Raw genomic sequence first — 14,308 nt, forward strand, 5'->3', positions numbered from 1 at the left:
AGCCATGATCGACGACACCACCCGCGGCGTGATTTCGGTCTGGATGGGGACCTCCACGCAGTCGCTCGCGGCCTTCAACCGCTACACCGAAGGCATGGAGTCGCGCGGCTCGGGTTGCCCCGCGCACCGCGATTTCGGTTGCGACTTCATCGACTCGGATTTCTTCGTCGCCTGGCGCACCGCCGGCGACAAAGTGATTCCGGTCGAACAGCTGGTCAAGGAAGTGGGCGTCAACGCGATCGAGACCGAACAGGCGATCCTCGCGCGCTGCCATGCGCTGGGCGTGACCGAAGGCAATGCGCTGTACTACTACGATCACTGCAGCTTTCGCGAAGACGCGCCGGGCCGGCTGTACAACGAATTGCGCTTCATCGGCAGCTTCGCCGACCCGCGCCGCCGGATCGGTTGAGCCACCCCGATGGCGTAACTACGTACGCCCCCTGTAGGAGCGGCGCGAGCCGCGACCGCGAAACCACGCATTCGACGCAAGCATGTTTCGCGGTCGCGGCTCGCGCCGCTCCTACAGGGGGCTTCGTGACGTTGTCGATTAGCCGGTGGGTTGTTCGATCGACAAGCCGCGATCAATCCTGCAGCGCGAGCCGTTGCCGAACCTCCTGCGCCACCCGCGCGGTCTCGCGCAGCGGCACCACCGGATAGGCCAGCAGCGACTGATCGAACACCCGCACCCGGCCCAGGCTCAGCAGGCTGTCGATGAAACGCCGCGGCCGGCCATCGACGCGCTCGACGCCGAAGGCGAACACCGGCGCACAGGTGGCCGCGGCCTCCGACAGCATGTTGACCGAGTCGGCGGTGCAGACGATGCGGTCGGCCCAGCCGAGCAGGCCGGGATAGGGATTGGTGCCTTCGCCGGGCTCGTACCACGACACCCGCGGCAGCCGCGCCAGGCGTTCGCGCAGGCGCGCGCGGATTTCGGCCGGGGTGCGCCGCGAGGTCGTCGCCAGCAGGCTGCCGCCTTCGCGTTCGAGCAGCGCCTGCAACTGCACGGCCAGGGTGTCGAACGCGGCCTGGTCGAACGCGGCATGCGCGCTCGGGCCGCCGAGCAGCAAGGCGGTGCGCGGACCGGGCAGGGCGCCGAACGCCGGAAACGCCTTGCGCGCGCCGGCCAGCCACAGGTCGTCGACCGGATTGAGGCTGCCGAGCAGGGTGATGACGTTGCTCCCGCGCAGGCCGTCGTGTTCGGGCGCGATCACCAGGTCCCAGTGCGCGGGGTCGATGCGCGGATCGAGGATCTGCACCGCCGCGCAGCCCGGGCCGCGCAGCAGCCGGGTGGCCAGCGCGGCCTGGCGGCCGCAGCCGATCGCCAGGCGCGGGCGCGCGCTCAGGGCGCTCACGAAGTCGGGACCGAAGGCGCGCTCGGCGCCGATCAGCTGCCGCGGCGCCAGCCAGCGCCAGGGCGCGCGCGGGTGCAAGGTCCAGTCGGTGGCCGCCCGCCCCAGCGCCTGGGACAGGGCGCTGGCCTGGCGTTGGTTGCCGGCATGGCCGTCGGTCAGGATCCAGGTTGCAGAAATGGGGTCAGTCTTCGCAGAAAAGCCGTTTCGTTGCACAGATGCAGTCAATCCGTTCCGGGAGTGGCGGTCTAGCGGTCCGATCGAGACTCTACACTTCCGACTCCCGACCACTTTGCCAAGCATGGCAGCCCCACGGAGAAGACGATGTCCAAGGCTCTTGACGACCAGACGCTCGATCAGCTGTTCCGCACCGCCCGCACCCACAACGTGCTCGGCGGCGAGGTCAGCGACGAGACGCTGCGCCAGCTCTACGATCTGGTGAAGTGGGGCCCGACCAGCGCCAACGGTTCGCCGGCGCGCTTCGTCTTCGTCAAATCCCAGGAAGCCAAGGAAAAGCTGGCCCCGGCCCTGTCGCCCGGCAACCTGGCCAAGACCCTGGCCGCGCCGGTCACCGTGATCGTCGCCCACGATCTGGAGTTCTACGAAAAGCTGCCCTACCTGTTCCCGCACGACGATGCGCGCAGCTGGTTCGCCGGCAACGACGCGGCGATCAACATCACCGCGTTCCGCAACGGCAGCCTGCAGGGCGCGTACCTGATCCTGGCCGCGCGCGCGCTGGGTCTGGACACCGGCGCGATGTCGGGCTTCGACAACGCCAAGGTCGACGAGGCGTTTTTCGCCGGCACCAAGATCAAGTCGAATTTCCTGATCAACCTTGGCGCGGGCGATCACGCTCAGTTGTTCCCGCGTTCGCCGCGCCTGCCGTTCGACGAGGCCGCGCGCATCGACTGAGGCGTGCCGCCGGACACGGTTTCGCGGCGCGGACACTTCGGGTTCGCGCCGTTTGCGCGATAGTGCCGCCGGCGAATGTTCATCCGATGTTTGTTGGTTTTTTCAGCGACACACCCCGAGCAAGTCCCTTCCCAAACCCAGATCCAGGAGTTCCCTCATGAAGCGTATCCTGCTCGCCGCCGCCCTCGGCCTGGCTTTCGCCGGCACCGCCAGCGCCGCCGCACTGACCTACAAGATCGATCCTAACCACACCGACGTGGTCGCCAGCTGGAGCCACTTCGGCTTCTCCAACCCGGTCGCGCATTTCGGCAAGGTCGACGGCAGCATCACCTACGATCCGGCCAAGCCGGCGGCTTCGAAGGTCGAAGTGACCATCCCGCTCGACGGCCTGGATTCGCACGTCGCCGACTTCGACGAGCACCTCAAGAGCGCGGACTTCTTCGACGCCGCCAAGTACCCGACCATCACCTTCAAGAGCACCAAGGTCGAAGCGGCCGGCGCCAAGAAGCTCAAGGTCACCGGCGATCTGACCGTGCACGGCGTGACCAAGCCGGCGGTGCTGGACGTGACCGTCAACAAGATCGGCGAGCAGCCGATGGCCAAGCGCGCGGCGGCCGGTTTCGACGCCACCACCACGCTCAAGCGCAGCGATTTCGGCATCGCCAAGTACGTGCCGAACGTCAGCGACGAGATCAAGATCCGCATCACCACCGAAGCGATCGTGCCCAAGCCCTGAGCCGTCGCCAGGCCGAACCGATAAACTGTTCGGCATGATCATCGAACGACCCTCCAGCGCCCGCGGCCGCGTCCAGGCCGGCTGGCTCGACAGCCGCCACACGTTTTCGTTTGGCGGCTATTACGATCCGGCCTGGATGGGCTTCGGCTGTCTGCGGGTGATCAACGAAGACCGCGTCGATCCCGGCGCGGGCTTCGCGCCGCACCGCCACGCCAACATGGAAATCCTCAGCTACGTGCTGAGCGGCGCGTTGGCGCATCGCGACAGCAGCGGCGGGGGCGGCGTGATCGGCCCTCGCACCTTGCAATGGATGAGCGCCGGGCACGGCGTGGAGCACAGCGAGTACAACGCCTCGCAGGCCGAGCCGGTGCATTTTCTGCAGATATGGGTTCAATCCGACCGCTTGAACGCGCAGCCGGCGTACGCGCACAGCGATGCGTCGGTGGAACGCGACGGCGAGTTCGTGCTGCGCGCATCGCGCGATGGCGCGCGCGGCGGTCTGCCGATTCGTCAGGATCTGTTGCTGTATTCGTTGACGCTGGGCGCTGGCGTCAGCGCGCGGCGCACGCTCGACGGCGGGCGCTGGTATTGGCTGCAGGTTGCGCAAGGGCGGGTCGAGGTCGACGGGCGCGTGCTCGAAGCCGGCGATGCGTTGGGGTTCCGTGAGGAATCCGGCGAGCGGGTGCTGACCGGGCTGGGCGATGCGGCGGCGGATGTGCTTTGGTTTGATTTGCCTGCGGGTTGAGTGAAGGCAAACGCAAAAGCAAAAGCAAAAGCAAAAGCAAAAGCGAATCCCCCTGGCCCCCCTTTTGCAAAGGGGGGAACCCGGTAGGTGGGGGCAGCGTTGCTGAGAGTTCGCCAGGATCCGCAACCACCTCATTGGCAACCATCTCATCGAAATAGCGGCCATCGACCCGTAACACGGCCCGTCGCCACCATCCCGACCGCTCCTGCTATGGCTTTTCCCCCCTTTGGAAAAGGGGGGCAGGGGGGATTCGCTTTTCACCCCACTCCCCAGCGAACCCACACACCGCCTGCACCCGGCCCAGCCCCCCAACACTGCTAAACTGCCCGCCCGCGTCGCCATCCGTAGTCCCCCCATGACCACCGCAGCCAACGCCCATCCCACCCAGGCCAGCGCCGATCTGCGCTACACCGTCACCCGCGCCGATCTACCGCTGAGCTGCCCGCTGCCGTCGATGGCGCTGTGGAACTCGCATCCGCGCGTGTACCTGCCGATCGAAGCCGAGCGCGAATGCCTGTGCCCGTACTGCGGCTCGCATTTCACCCTGGTCGACGACTGACCCAGCGGCCATGACGCCCGAGCAGCCGACCCACGCGCGCCGGCTGACGGTGATGCAGTTGCTGCCGGCGCTGGAATCGGGCGGGGTCGAACGCTCCACCCTGGAAATCGCCGACGCGCTGGTGCGCGCCGGCCATCGCGCCATCGTCGTGTCCGCCGGCGGCCGCCTGGTGCCGCGGTTGCTCGAATCGGGCGCCGAACACATCGAACTGACGATCGGACGCAAGTCGCCGTCGACCTTGCTGCACGTGTTCACGCTGCGCCGGTTGTGGGCGCAGCTCGGCGTCGACCTCGTACATGCGCGCTCGCGCCTGCCGGCTTGGATCGGCCTGATGGCCTGGCGCGGCCTGCCCGAATCGGCGCGGCCGCATTGGGTCACCACCGTCCACGGCTTGAATTCGCCGTCGCGCTACAGCGCGGTGATGACCCGCGGCGAGCGGGTGATCTGCGTATCGAACACGGTCCGCGACTATGTGCTGCAGCATTACCCCGACACCGATGCCGACACGCTGCGGGTGATTCCGCGCGGCATCGATCCGGCCGCGTTCGCGCGCGCGCCAATGCCCGATCCGCAGGCGCGCGCGTGGGCCGCGTCCCTGCATCCGGCCCTGGCCGGCGACGGCCCACTGCTGCTGTTGCCCGGCCGAGGCACTCGCCTGAAAGGCCATGCCGATGCGCTGGCGCTGCTGGCCACGCTGCGCGCCGACGGGCGCGATGCGCGCCTGTGGCTGCCGGGCGCGCGCGCCAGCGGACGCGAGGCCTACATCGCCGAGCTCGAAGCGCAGGCGCAGGCCTTGGGTATCGATGCGGCGATCGCCTTGACCCCGCCCACCGACGCGATCGCGCGCGCCTACGCCGCCAGCGATCTGGTGCTGCAGCTGTCGCGCAAACCCGAAGCCTTCGGCCGCACCGTGATCGAAGCCTTGTCGGTCGGTCGGCCGGTGCTGGGCTGGAACCACGGCGGCGTCGGCGAATTGCTCGCGCGTCTGCAGCCGCGCGGCGCGGTCGCCGCGTTCGATGAGCGCGCCTTGCGCGAGGCGGCTTGCGAATTGCTAACGCAAGCGCCCGCGGCAGTGGATACGATGGCGTTTTCCCTGCGGGCGATGCAGGAGGCCACGCTTGCCGTCTATGCCGAACTCGTCGACACCCCCTGACGCGGCCGTCGCGGCCGCGACCGGCGAGAGCGTGGCCGATCCAGTGCATTGGGCCGGATCGCGGCCGCCCGAACTGCCGCCGGCGATCGTCGGTTGGCGTTGGGCGCCGGCGTGGATCCTGGCCTATGTCGCCTTGTTGTTCGCGCCGGGCATCGCCGAGACGGTACTGAGCCTGGGCGCGATCACCATGCTGGTGAAGCTGGTGCTGGCGCGCTTCAACACCGGCGCGCGTCTGCTCAGCGATCCGGCCTGGGCCTTGACCAGCGTGTTGTTCGCGGCCTATTGGCTGCCCGAACTGATCTCGGCGATCGATGCGGTCGATCCCGCCCGCGCCCTGCGCGAAGCGGCGGTGGACCTGCGTTATCTGCCGTTCCTGTGGCTGGTCGCGGCCGCGGTCGCCTCCGCGCAGGGACGGCGCACGACCTTCGGCGGGCTGGCGATCATCGTCGGTGTCTGGACCGTGGACGCGCTGCTGCAGGCCATCAGCGGCACCAGCCCGTTGTTCTTCGCGATCGACTCGCTCAAGGTCGCGATCAGCGGCCATCGCACCTGCAGCGCCGAGGAAATCGCCGCGGTCGATCGGCTCGGCGGCATTCTCGGGCCGTGCAATCTCAAGCTCGGCCAAGTGATTGCGAGTTTCTCGCCGTTCGTGCTGTACGCGGTCGGTCGGCGTTTCGGCCGCGGCGGCTGGATCGCCGCGACCGCGGCGGTCGGCATCGTGGTGGTGTTGGCCGGCTCGCGCGCGTCGTGGATCACCTTCGCCCTGGTGCTGTTGCTGTCGGGCTGGCGCATGCTCGGCTGGAAGCGGCTGCTCGGGCTGTTCGCCGCGGGGCTGCTGGCCCTGGTGATCTTGAACCAGACCTCGACCCAGGTGCATCAGCGCCTGGAGCGCACCGCGCAGATCGTCGGCGCCGACCTGGCCGGCGTCGATACCGCGCTGTCGGGACGCACCCGGATCTGGCGCGCGGCGCTGTGCATGGTCGCCGAGCATCCGGTCAACGGCGTCGGCGCGCGCGGTTTCCGCGAAGCGTTCCCTGCCTGCGATCCGCAGCCCGGCGTGACCACGTCCTGGGGTTACGGCCCGGCCTTGCACGCGCATCAACTGCTGTTGGAAGTGCTCAGCGAGACCGGCGCATTCGGCTTGCTGATGTGGCTGGCCGGCGCGGCGCTGGCCTGGCGCGCCTGGACCTTCGCCGACGGCGCCGCGCGCGAACGCGCCCGGCCGGCGATGGTGGCGTTGTTGGTGACGGTGTTTCCGTTCAACACCCACCTGGCGTTCTATTCGACCTTCTGGGGCGGGCTGACCTTGTTGTTGGCGGCGCTGTATACCGGCAGCTTGCTCGCGCAACCGCCGCGGGATGGAACGGTGCTCGACAGCCGTTAGCGTTGTGCGAAGTCAATCAGCGATAGTCGCGGGCGCCCCCTGTAGGAGCGGCGCGAGCCGCGACCGCGAAACCTCGTTTACGTCGAAGCGATGAAGTCCTGATCGAGAATCGGCATTTGCGCCGTAGACGCGATGTCGCGGTCGCGGCTTGCGCCGCTCCTGCAGGGGGCGGTCGCGGCTTTCTATGGGCTCAGGGCTGTTTCTGATACGGCGACACCATCCCCGCCGGCCGCCGCTTGAAACGGCGATGAATCCACAGGTACTGGGTCGGCGCCTGACGCACCATCGCTTCGATCTGCGCATTGACCCGCGCGCTGTCCTGCGTCGCATCGCTGGACGGAAACTCGGGCAACGGCGCGCCGACGCGCAGGATGTAATCGGCGCCTTCGCGACGATGGAAGAACGGCACCACCGCGCAGCCGCTCAGGCGCGCGAACTGGTGGGTCGCGGTGATCGTCGCCGCCGGCACGCCGAAGAACGGCGCGAACACGGTGTCCTTGCCGCGCATGTCCTGGTCCGGCGCGTACCACAGGAAGCCGCCCTGCTTGAGGTGGCGCATCGCCGGGCGGATTTCCTCGTTGGTGAACATCGCCGCCGCGTAGCGCAGACGTCCGCGCTTGACCGCCCATTCCATTACCGGATTGCGGTGCTTGCGGTACATGCCGGCCAGCGGCAGGTGATCGCACATCAGCCGGCCGCACATCTCCAGGGTCATGAAATGGCCCGAGATCATCAGCACGCCGCGTCCGGACGCGCGCACCTCGTCGAGCAGTTCCAGCCCTTCGATCCTGACCGTGCGCCGCATCGGCGCGACCTCGCCCCACCACGCGCGGGCGAATTCGAAGAAACCCACGCCCAGGTCGCGAAAGCTCTCGCGCAGCAGGACCTCGCGTTCGGCCTCGCTTTTCTCCGGGAAGCACAGCTTCAGGTTGATCCGCGCCGCGCGCCGGCGCTGGCTCGCCGCGCGCAGCGCGAACGCGCCGATCAGCGCGCCCAGCGCGCGTTGCAGGCCCCAGGGCAGGCGCGCGCCGGCGCACATCGCGGCCAGCGCGAGCCACATGGGCCACAGGCGCGGCGAGAGCAGGGACGGACGTGGGGGCAGGGTCGATTCGGCCATGGCGCTAGTTTATGCGGTGAGGCGATGAATGCCGCGGTATCGGCGCAAGCCGCGCGCCCGGCCGCTTCGGGCCGCATTGGCCCAGGCCGACGCGCGCGCGGCGCAGTGGGCCGTGGTTCGCCTTCTCGCCCTCGCGGTCACCGCATCGCCGCCGCAGCCTTTATCCTTACGCCCATGCGGAAGGATTTGATCGAGCGCCTGTTGCGCGGCCTGTATTCGGTCGCGCTGTACCTGTTGGCCCCGGTCACGGTGTATCACCTGATCTGGCGCGGTTTCCGCCAGCCGGCGTATTTCCAGCGCTGGCTGGAGCGTTACGCGATCTACCGCGGCCCGGCGCAGACCCGCACCTTGTGGCTGCACGCGGTCTCGGTCGGCGAGGTCAACGCGGCGATTCCGCTGGTGAACGCCTTGCGCCGCGGCCGTCCGGACCTGCGCCTGCTGGTCAGCACGATCACCCCGACCGGTTCGGACCGCGCGCGCGCGGCCTGGGGCGATTCGGTCGAACACGTGTATCTGCCCTACGACCTGCCCGGCGCGGTCGGGCGTTTCCTGCGCCATCACAAGCCATGCGCGGCGCTGATCATGGAAACCGAGTTGTGGCCGAACCTGTTGTTCGGCTGCCGCGATCGCGGCATCCCGGCCTACATCCTCAATGCGCGGCTGTCGGAGCGTTCGCTGCGCGGCTATCGCGCGCTGGCGCCGCTGGTGAGCCGCGCGCTGCGCACGGTGCGCACGGTCGCGGCGCAGTCGCGCGCCGACGGCGAGCGTTTCATCCAGCTGGGCGCGCGGCCCGAGCAGGTCATCGAGACCGGCAACTTGAAGTTCGACGTCAACGTGCCCGATGCGCTGGAGGAGTTCGCGCTGGAATGCCATCGCCACACCGGCGAGCGGCCGGTGTGGATCGCGGCGAGCACCCACGAGGACGAGGAAGCCGCCACGGTCGGCATGCACCGGCGTCTGCGCGAGCGTTTTCCGGGTTTGTTGCTGCTGTGGGCGCCGCGTCATCCCGAACGCTTCCGGGTGGTCGCCGAGACCGCGCGCAGCGCCGGCTGGCAAGTGTCGACGCGTTCGCGCGCGCGCTGGCCGCAACCGGGCGACGACGTGTTCGTGATCGACACGCTCGGCGAATTGATGAGTTTCTACGCCTGCGCCGACGTGGCCTTCGTCGGCGGCAGCCTGCAGGCGATCGGCGGGCACAACCTGCTCGAACCGGCCGCGACCGGCACGCCGATCGTCACCGGCCCGCATCTGCACAACTTCGTCGAGATCGCGCAGCGGCTGGAAGATGCCGGCGCCTTGCGTATCGGCCTGGATGCGGACGCGGTCGAGGCGGCGGTCGAGCGCTTGCTCGACGATCCGATCGAACGCGCGCAGATGATCGACGCCGGTCGCGCGCTGGTCGAACTGGGACGTGGCGCGCTGGCGAGGACGATGGCGTTGTTGCAGCCGGCGTTGCCGCCGTTGGGGCCGTAGCGCTGGGTTTCGGCGCTTGCGTTGCGGTCTTCGTCTTCTTTTCTGCTTTTCTCGTTGCTGTTGCCTTTCCCCCCTTTGGAAAAGGGGGGCAGGGGGGATTCGCTTTTGCTCTGCTTAATGCCTTGCCCTTTCGAACAGCAACAGCAACAGCAACAGCGCAAAGCAAAAGCGAATCCCCCCCAACCCCCCTTTTCCAAAGGGGGGAACAGCGAAGGCGCGGCAAGACCAAGCGAACGGAACTCAGCAAAACAAGCCGACCCAACAAAGCCGACCCAACAAAAAACCGCCGGACATGCCGGCGGTTTTTCGTATCGCGAATCCGTCGCGAGCGTCAATCCGTCGCGAACGTATCGGAATCTGTCGCGGACCTATCCGACCAAGCGTTACCCAATCACTGCATCCCCGGCGGCGGCGCGAGGTTGGTCGCGGCGTCGGCGGTCAGCAGGCGATTGATGTCCTGCACGTCGGAGACGTCGAGCGAACCGGCCGACTGCTCCAGCAGCAGGCGGTTCTGCAGGAAGTTGTACTTGGATTGGGCGTAGGCCTGCTGCGCCTGCAGCAAGGTGCGCTGGTTGTTCAACACGTCCAGCACGGTGCGGGTGCCGACTTCCAGGCCGACCTGCGAGGCGTCGTACGCGGCCTGCGCCGAGACCACCGCCAGGCGGCGCGCTTCGACTTCGCTGATGCCGGCGACCAGGGTCTGGTAGGCGTTGCGGGTGTTGCGCACCAACAGGCGCTTCTGCCGTTCGAGTTCGTCCTGCGCGGCGTCGCGGCGGGCCAGCGCCTGACGCACGCCGGACTGGATCGCGCCGCCGGAATACAGCGGCACCGACAAGGTCAGGCCGATGCTCGGGCCATGGCTGGCGCTGCCGCTGAGCGCCTGGGTCTGGCCGCCGAAGGTGCGGTCGCCCCAGCTCGCGTTGTCGCCGTAGCTGCCGCTCAAGGTCAGGGTCGGCCAGTGGCCGGCGCGCGCGGTTTCCACGCCGATGTCGGCGGCGCGCACCGCCAGCTCCTGCGCGCGCAGCGAGGGATTGCCCTGCACCGCGTTATTGACCCAGGTCTCGACCTGCTGCGCTTCGGGCAGCGCCGGCTTGAAGTCGGCCGGCAGCGCCTTGAGCGTGCGCACCGGCTGGCCGGTGATTTCGCTCAGCGCCTGATACGAGTCTTCGACCGTGTTGCGGGTGGTGATGGTGCGCGCGCGCGCATCGTCGTACTGGGCGCGCGCTTCGTGCACGTCGGTGATCGGCGCCAGGCCGACTTCCAGGCGCTTGGAGGCGTAGTCGAACTGCTTCTGCAGCGCGGTTTCGGCCGCCTCGGCCGCGGCCAGGTTTTCCAGCGCGACCAGCACGTTGAAATAGGCCTGCGAGGTGCGGGTGATCAGCGCCTGGCTGGTCGATTCCAGGGTGAAGTCGCTGGCTTCGCTCAGCGCGTTCTGGCTTTGCAGGTTCTTGATGCTGGCGCGGTTGTAGATCGCCTGGCTGGCGCTGATCGAATAATTGCGCGAGGTGGTGTCCGAACGCACGTTGGTGCCCGGCGCGATGCCGGACGTGGGATCGGTCGGGTCGACGAGGCCGTTGGCTTCGCTGTCGTTGCGGCTGCGGGTCAGGCGCGCTTCGCCCGACAGCGACGGCAGCAGCCGGGCGCGGGCCTGGATGCGGTCTTCCTGGGTCGCCAGCCGGTTGGATTCGGCCGCCGACAGCACCGGGTCGCCCTGGCGCGCGAGCTCATAGGTCTGCAACAGATCTTCCGCCGACGCGGCGGCCGGCAGCAGGACGAGAGCCAGGGCAAGAGCGAGCGGACGGCGGATCATGCGGCTTCCTTGGACTTGCTGGTATTTGAGAACCCGCATGCTGGCACGCGGGTTCTTACGAGGGACTGACGGTTGACTGACAGGATCGTCAGAACTCGAAGGCCGGCGCGGGCGCCGCGCCTTCGAGGTAAGGCAGATCGGTTTCGAACAACGATTGGATGCGCGAAGCGTTGACTTCGTTGCGCTCGGCCGACGCGGTGACCACGATGCCTTCCATCGCCGGCGAGCGGCCGCGCATCACGAACAGGCGTCCGCCCGGCTGCAGCCACTGCAGCCACTGCTGCGGAATCTGGTAGACCGCGCCGGTCACGCAGATCGCGTTGAAGCGGCGGTCGGTGCTGTAGTTCAGCGCGTCGGCCTGAATCACCTGGGCGTTGAGCACGTTCTGCGCGGCCAGGCGCGCGCGCGCGGTCGCGGCCAGGTCGGCATGGATTTCCAGGCTGACCACTTCGCGCGCCAGGCGACCCAGGCAGGCGGTGAGATAACCGCTGCCGGCGCCGATCTCGAGCACGTCGTCGGTCGGGTCCACCGCCAGCGACTGCAGGGTGCGGCCTTCCAGCACCGGCTTCATCATGAACTGACCATGCGCCAGCGGCAGCGAGATGTCGGTGTAGGCGAGGTTGCGATGCGCGTCGGCGACGAAGGCCTCGCGCGGCACGGTCGCCAGCACATCGAGCACGCGAGGGTCGAGCACATCCCACGGCCGAACCTGTTGTTCGACCATCGTTTCGCGTGCCTTGGCGTAATCGATCGTAATCATGAGCAGTCTTCTGAATCGTGCGCGGGAACCGCGAATTCTACCGGGACCGCACGGCCCCCGGCGGAAAAAGAATCAACCACGGCGGGGGCCGGGCTTAGTGCCGAAAGTCACCGGAACTCCCGGCACCGTGCCGTTTGGCGGCGCGTTCGCCGCGTCGGCGCGGGCGGCCAGACCCGGCGCAGTCATGGCTCGCGCCGGGCATAGGCGCGCAGGAACATCGCCACCGAGGCCTCGATGTGGACGGTCAGCTCGGTTGGCGCGGTGACGCCGCAGCCGAACATCAGCATGGCGTGCGGCTCGCCCTTGATCAGGGCGAAGAACTGGGTCGCGGCGCGGGCCGGGTCGTTAATCTCCAGTTCGCCGGCCTCGACCCGCCGCTGCAGCAGCGCGGCGAATTCGTCGTGCAGGCGTTGCGGACCGGCGTCCCAGAACATCTTCGACAGCGGCGATTCGGCCAGTTGCGGCGAGCACAGCAGGCGGTGGATCTGGATCGCCTCGGGCGTGCTGATCATCTCGTAGAAGGCGGTGGCGATCTCGATCAGGCGCTCGCGCAGCGCGGTGGCCGGGGCCGGCTCGAACAGCGGCGGCGGCAGATGCTGCTCGCAATAGGCCTGCACGGCCGCGCTGAACAAGGTCTCCTTGTCGCCGAAATGGCTGTAGACGGTGAGTTTGGAGACCCCGGCGCCGGCCGCGATCTGGTCCATGCTCACGCCGTCGTAGCCGTCGCTCAGGAACAGACGCTTGGCGGCTTCCAGGATCGCGTTGCGCTTGCTGAGGTCTTTCGGGCGGCCGGGGCCGGCGGGCTTGGTCGAAGCGGCCGGCGGTGCGGACGCAGCCGATTTGTCCGCGGTGGCGCTCGCGGTGGGCTTGGGCGGGTCCTGGGCTGCTGTGGATGGGGGCACGGTGGGCTTGGGCTGGTCTGTGGCGGCGGGTGTGGTGGGCTTCGGCTGGTCCTGCGCTGCTGCGGATGGCCCCGCGGTCGGCTTCGGCTGGTCCACGGTGGCGGGTGGGAGCGCGGTGGACGTGGTGTCAGGCGTCGGCATAGTTGCAATACTGGACTACGTGGTTCGATATTTATACAGTACTGCCAAGTACATTAATTCCCTATGAGGCCATCCGCAATGCGTAGCCGGATTTTTTCCGCCTCCACCCCGGTACCGGCGCTGCTGGCCGCGGGCCTGGCCCTGAGCCTGGCCGCCTGCGGCGACGGCAAGCCGGTGGTCGAGGCGCCGCGACCGGTGCTGGTCGCCCAGCCCAGCGGCGCGATCAATGCGGTCTCGGCGTACGCCGGCGAGGTGCGGGCGCGCGAAGAGAGCCCGCTGTCGTTCCGGGTCGCCGGCAAGCTGATCGAGCGCAAGGTCGATGTCGGCGCGCACGTCGCCGCCGGGCAGGTGCTGGCGGTGCTCGATCCGGGCGATCTCGACGCCCAGGCGCGCGCGGCCCAGGCCCAGTACGCGGCCGCCGAGGCCGAATACGCGCGGGCCCGCGCCGATCAGCTGCGTTTCGCTCAGCTGGCCAAGGACCAATTGGTCAGCCGCTCGGCCCAGGACGCGCAGGACGCCGCGGCCAAGGCCGCGCAGGGCCAGCTCAATTCGGCCCGGGCCAATCTCGAAGTGGCCAAGAATCAGTCGGCCTACACCCAGTTGCGCGCGCCCAGCGCCGGCGTGATCGCCTCGCGCAACGCCGAAGCCGGGCAGGTCGTCGCCGCCGGCCAGCAGGTGTTCGCGCTGGCCGCGGACGGCGCGCGCGAAATCGCCTTCGCCGTGCCCGAAGGCGCGATCGCGACCTTCAAGCCCGGCCAGGAGGTGTTGATCGAACTGTGGTCGCAGGCCGGCAAGCGCTGGCCCGGCCGGGTCCGCGAGGTGTCGCCCGCGGCCGATCCGGCCTCGCGCACCTACGCGGCGCGGGTCACCGTCGACGCGCCGGACGGGACCCTCGAACTCGGCCAGAGCGCGCGCATCTACCAGGCCGACGCCGCCGCCTCCGGGCTCAGCGTGCCGCTCGCGGCGGTGCAGCGCACCGGCAACGGCACGGCGGTGTTCGTGGCCGATATCGGCCGTGGTGTGGTGAAGCTCAAACCCATTGTCGTCGGACCTTACGGCCAGGAGCGCGTACCGGTCATCAAGGGACTGGGAAGCAACGACTGGGTCGTCACCGCCGGCGGCCATCTGCTGCGCGACGGACAGAAGGTGGTCGCGGTCGATCGCGAAAACCATCCGGTCGGGAAGTGATCGCGGTGCGCGGGGCCGGACGGTCCGCGCATCACTGAATTCTAGTTTGCCGGCGCTTGCGCCCTCACCCCTGCCCTCT

14 protein-coding genes are annotated in these 14,308 nt (G+C 68.6%); 9 read left to right on the plus strand and 5 right to left on the minus strand.

Going from position 1 to position 14,308, the window contains the following annotated elements:
- The first annotated feature begins 4 nt into the window (after nt 1–4).
- Entirely contained in the window at nt 5–409 is a 405-nt protein-coding gene (locus IEQ11_RS04010) for an immunity 22 family protein (protein ID WP_046660111.1), read from the plus strand.
- A 172-nt stretch (nt 410–581) separates the two neighbouring features.
- Here the strand turns inward: IEQ11_RS04010 and IEQ11_RS04015 are convergent, their stop codons facing one another.
- Nucleotides 582–1,529, minus strand: coding sequence for a mitochondrial fission ELM1 family protein (locus IEQ11_RS04015; protein WP_191821750.1), 948 nt, complete (start codon nt 1,527–1,529; stop codon nt 582–584).
- Nucleotides 1,530–1,673: 144 nt separating this feature from the next.
- Between IEQ11_RS04015 and IEQ11_RS04020 the strand changes: the two genes are divergently transcribed.
- The 6 genes from IEQ11_RS04020 to IEQ11_RS04045 all read left to right on the plus strand — a co-directional run bounded on the left by IEQ11_RS04020 (nt 1,674) and on the right by IEQ11_RS04045 (nt 6,838).
- Nucleotides 1,674–2,261, plus strand: a complete 588-nt coding sequence (locus IEQ11_RS04020) for a malonic semialdehyde reductase (RefSeq protein WP_191821713.1) — start codon at nt 1,674–1,676, stop codon at nt 2,259–2,261.
- 157 nt (nt 2,262–2,418) lie between these two features.
- A complete protein-coding gene (locus IEQ11_RS04025) occupies nt 2,419–2,997 on the plus strand; it encodes a YceI family protein (RefSeq protein WP_036111306.1) in 579 nt (192 codons plus the stop codon).
- A 34-nt stretch (nt 2,998–3,031) separates the two neighbouring features.
- Entirely contained in the window at nt 3,032–3,742 is a 711-nt protein-coding gene (locus tag IEQ11_RS04030; RefSeq protein WP_191821712.1) for a pirin family protein, read from the plus strand.
- A 355-nt stretch (nt 3,743–4,097) separates the two neighbouring features.
- On the plus strand, nt 4,098–4,301 hold the full coding sequence (locus tag IEQ11_RS04035) for a zinc-finger domain-containing protein (RefSeq protein ID WP_036111296.1): 204 nt from the start codon (nt 4,098–4,100) through the stop codon (nt 4,299–4,301).
- A 10-nt stretch (nt 4,302–4,311) separates the two neighbouring features.
- Nucleotides 4,312–5,454, plus strand: a complete 1,143-nt coding sequence (locus tag IEQ11_RS04040) for a glycosyltransferase (protein ID WP_191821711.1) — start codon at nt 4,312–4,314, stop codon at nt 5,452–5,454.
- On the plus strand, nt 5,420–6,838 hold the full coding sequence (locus IEQ11_RS04045; protein WP_228464587.1) for an O-antigen ligase family protein: 1,419 nt from the start codon (nt 5,420–5,422) through the stop codon (nt 6,836–6,838). Before IEQ11_RS04040 ends, IEQ11_RS04045 begins: the two co-directional genes overlap by 35 nt.
- Nucleotides 6,839–7,028: 190 nt before the next feature.
- Here IEQ11_RS04045 and lpxL read toward each other — a convergent pair whose 3' ends face one another.
- Entirely contained in the window at nt 7,029–7,955 is a 927-nt protein-coding gene (gene lpxL / locus IEQ11_RS04050; protein WP_191821710.1) for an LpxL/LpxP family Kdo(2)-lipid IV(A) lauroyl/palmitoleoyl acyltransferase, read from the minus strand.
- A 174-nt stretch (nt 7,956–8,129) separates the two neighbouring features.
- Between lpxL and waaA the strand changes: the two genes are divergently transcribed.
- On the plus strand, nt 8,130–9,428 hold the full coding sequence (gene waaA / locus IEQ11_RS04055) for a lipid IV(A) 3-deoxy-D-manno-octulosonic acid transferase (protein ID WP_036111287.1): 1,299 nt from the start codon (nt 8,130–8,132) through the stop codon (nt 9,426–9,428).
- Between the two features lie 391 nt (nt 9,429–9,819).
- Here the strand turns inward: waaA and IEQ11_RS04060 are convergent, their stop codons facing one another.
- The 3 genes from IEQ11_RS04060 to IEQ11_RS04070 form a co-directional block, all read right to left on the minus strand.
- The gene (locus IEQ11_RS04060) at nt 9,820–11,238 is read right to left on the minus strand and encodes a TolC family outer membrane protein (protein ID WP_057920732.1); all 1,419 of its coding nucleotides are present in this window, start codon (nt 11,236–11,238) and stop codon (nt 9,820–9,822) included.
- An 88-nt stretch (nt 11,239–11,326) separates the two neighbouring features.
- Nucleotides 11,327–11,995, minus strand: coding sequence for a protein-L-isoaspartate O-methyltransferase family protein (locus IEQ11_RS04065; protein ID WP_036111431.1), 669 nt, complete (start codon nt 11,993–11,995; stop codon nt 11,327–11,329).
- A 185-nt stretch (nt 11,996–12,180) separates the two neighbouring features.
- Nucleotides 12,181–12,900, minus strand: a complete 720-nt coding sequence (locus IEQ11_RS04070) for a TetR/AcrR family transcriptional regulator (protein WP_247024718.1) — start codon at nt 12,898–12,900, stop codon at nt 12,181–12,183.
- Between the two features lie 219 nt (nt 12,901–13,119).
- On the opposite strand from IEQ11_RS04070, the gene IEQ11_RS04075 reads away from it, so the two are divergent.
- Entirely contained in the window at nt 13,120–14,229 is a 1,110-nt protein-coding gene (locus tag IEQ11_RS04075; protein WP_046660118.1) for an efflux RND transporter periplasmic adaptor subunit, read from the plus strand.
- Nucleotides 14,230–14,308 lie beyond the last annotated feature (79 nt).

Origin of the sequence: Lysobacter capsici, assembly GCF_014779555.2 — a bacterium.
GTDB classification, from domain to species: domain Bacteria; phylum Pseudomonadota; class Gammaproteobacteria; order Xanthomonadales; family Xanthomonadaceae; genus Lysobacter; species Lysobacter capsici.

Bases quoted from the DNA above. Each gene is read 5' to 3' on its own strand.
- IEQ11_RS04025 (WP_036111306.1), top strand. From the start codon at position 2,419: ATGAAGCGTATCCTGCTCGCCGCCGCCCTCGGCCTGGCTTTCGCCGGC.
- lpxL (WP_191821710.1), bottom strand. From the start codon at position 7,955: ATGGCCGAATCGACCCTGCCCCCACGTCCGTCCCTGCTCTCGCCGCGC.
- IEQ11_RS04020 (WP_191821713.1), top strand. From the start codon at position 1,674: ATGTCCAAGGCTCTTGACGACCAGACGCTCGATCAGCTGTTCCGCACC.
- IEQ11_RS04040 (WP_191821711.1), top strand. From the start codon at position 4,312: ATGACGCCCGAGCAGCCGACCCACGCGCGCCGGCTGACGGTGATGCAG.
- IEQ11_RS04060 (WP_057920732.1), bottom strand. From the start codon at position 11,238: ATGATCCGCCGTCCGCTCGCTCTTGCCCTGGCTCTCGTCCTGCTGCCG.
- IEQ11_RS04030 (WP_191821712.1), top strand. From the start codon at position 3,032: ATGATCATCGAACGACCCTCCAGCGCCCGCGGCCGCGTCCAGGCCGGC.
- waaA (WP_036111287.1), top strand. From the start codon at position 8,130: ATGCGGAAGGATTTGATCGAGCGCCTGTTGCGCGGCCTGTATTCGGTC.
- IEQ11_RS04075 (WP_046660118.1), top strand. From the start codon at position 13,120: ATGCGTAGCCGGATTTTTTCCGCCTCCACCCCGGTACCGGCGCTGCTG.
- IEQ11_RS04010 (WP_046660111.1), top strand. From the start codon at position 5: ATGATCGACGACACCACCCGCGGCGTGATTTCGGTCTGGATGGGGACC.
- IEQ11_RS04035 (WP_036111296.1), top strand. From the start codon at position 4,098: ATGACCACCGCAGCCAACGCCCATCCCACCCAGGCCAGCGCCGATCTG.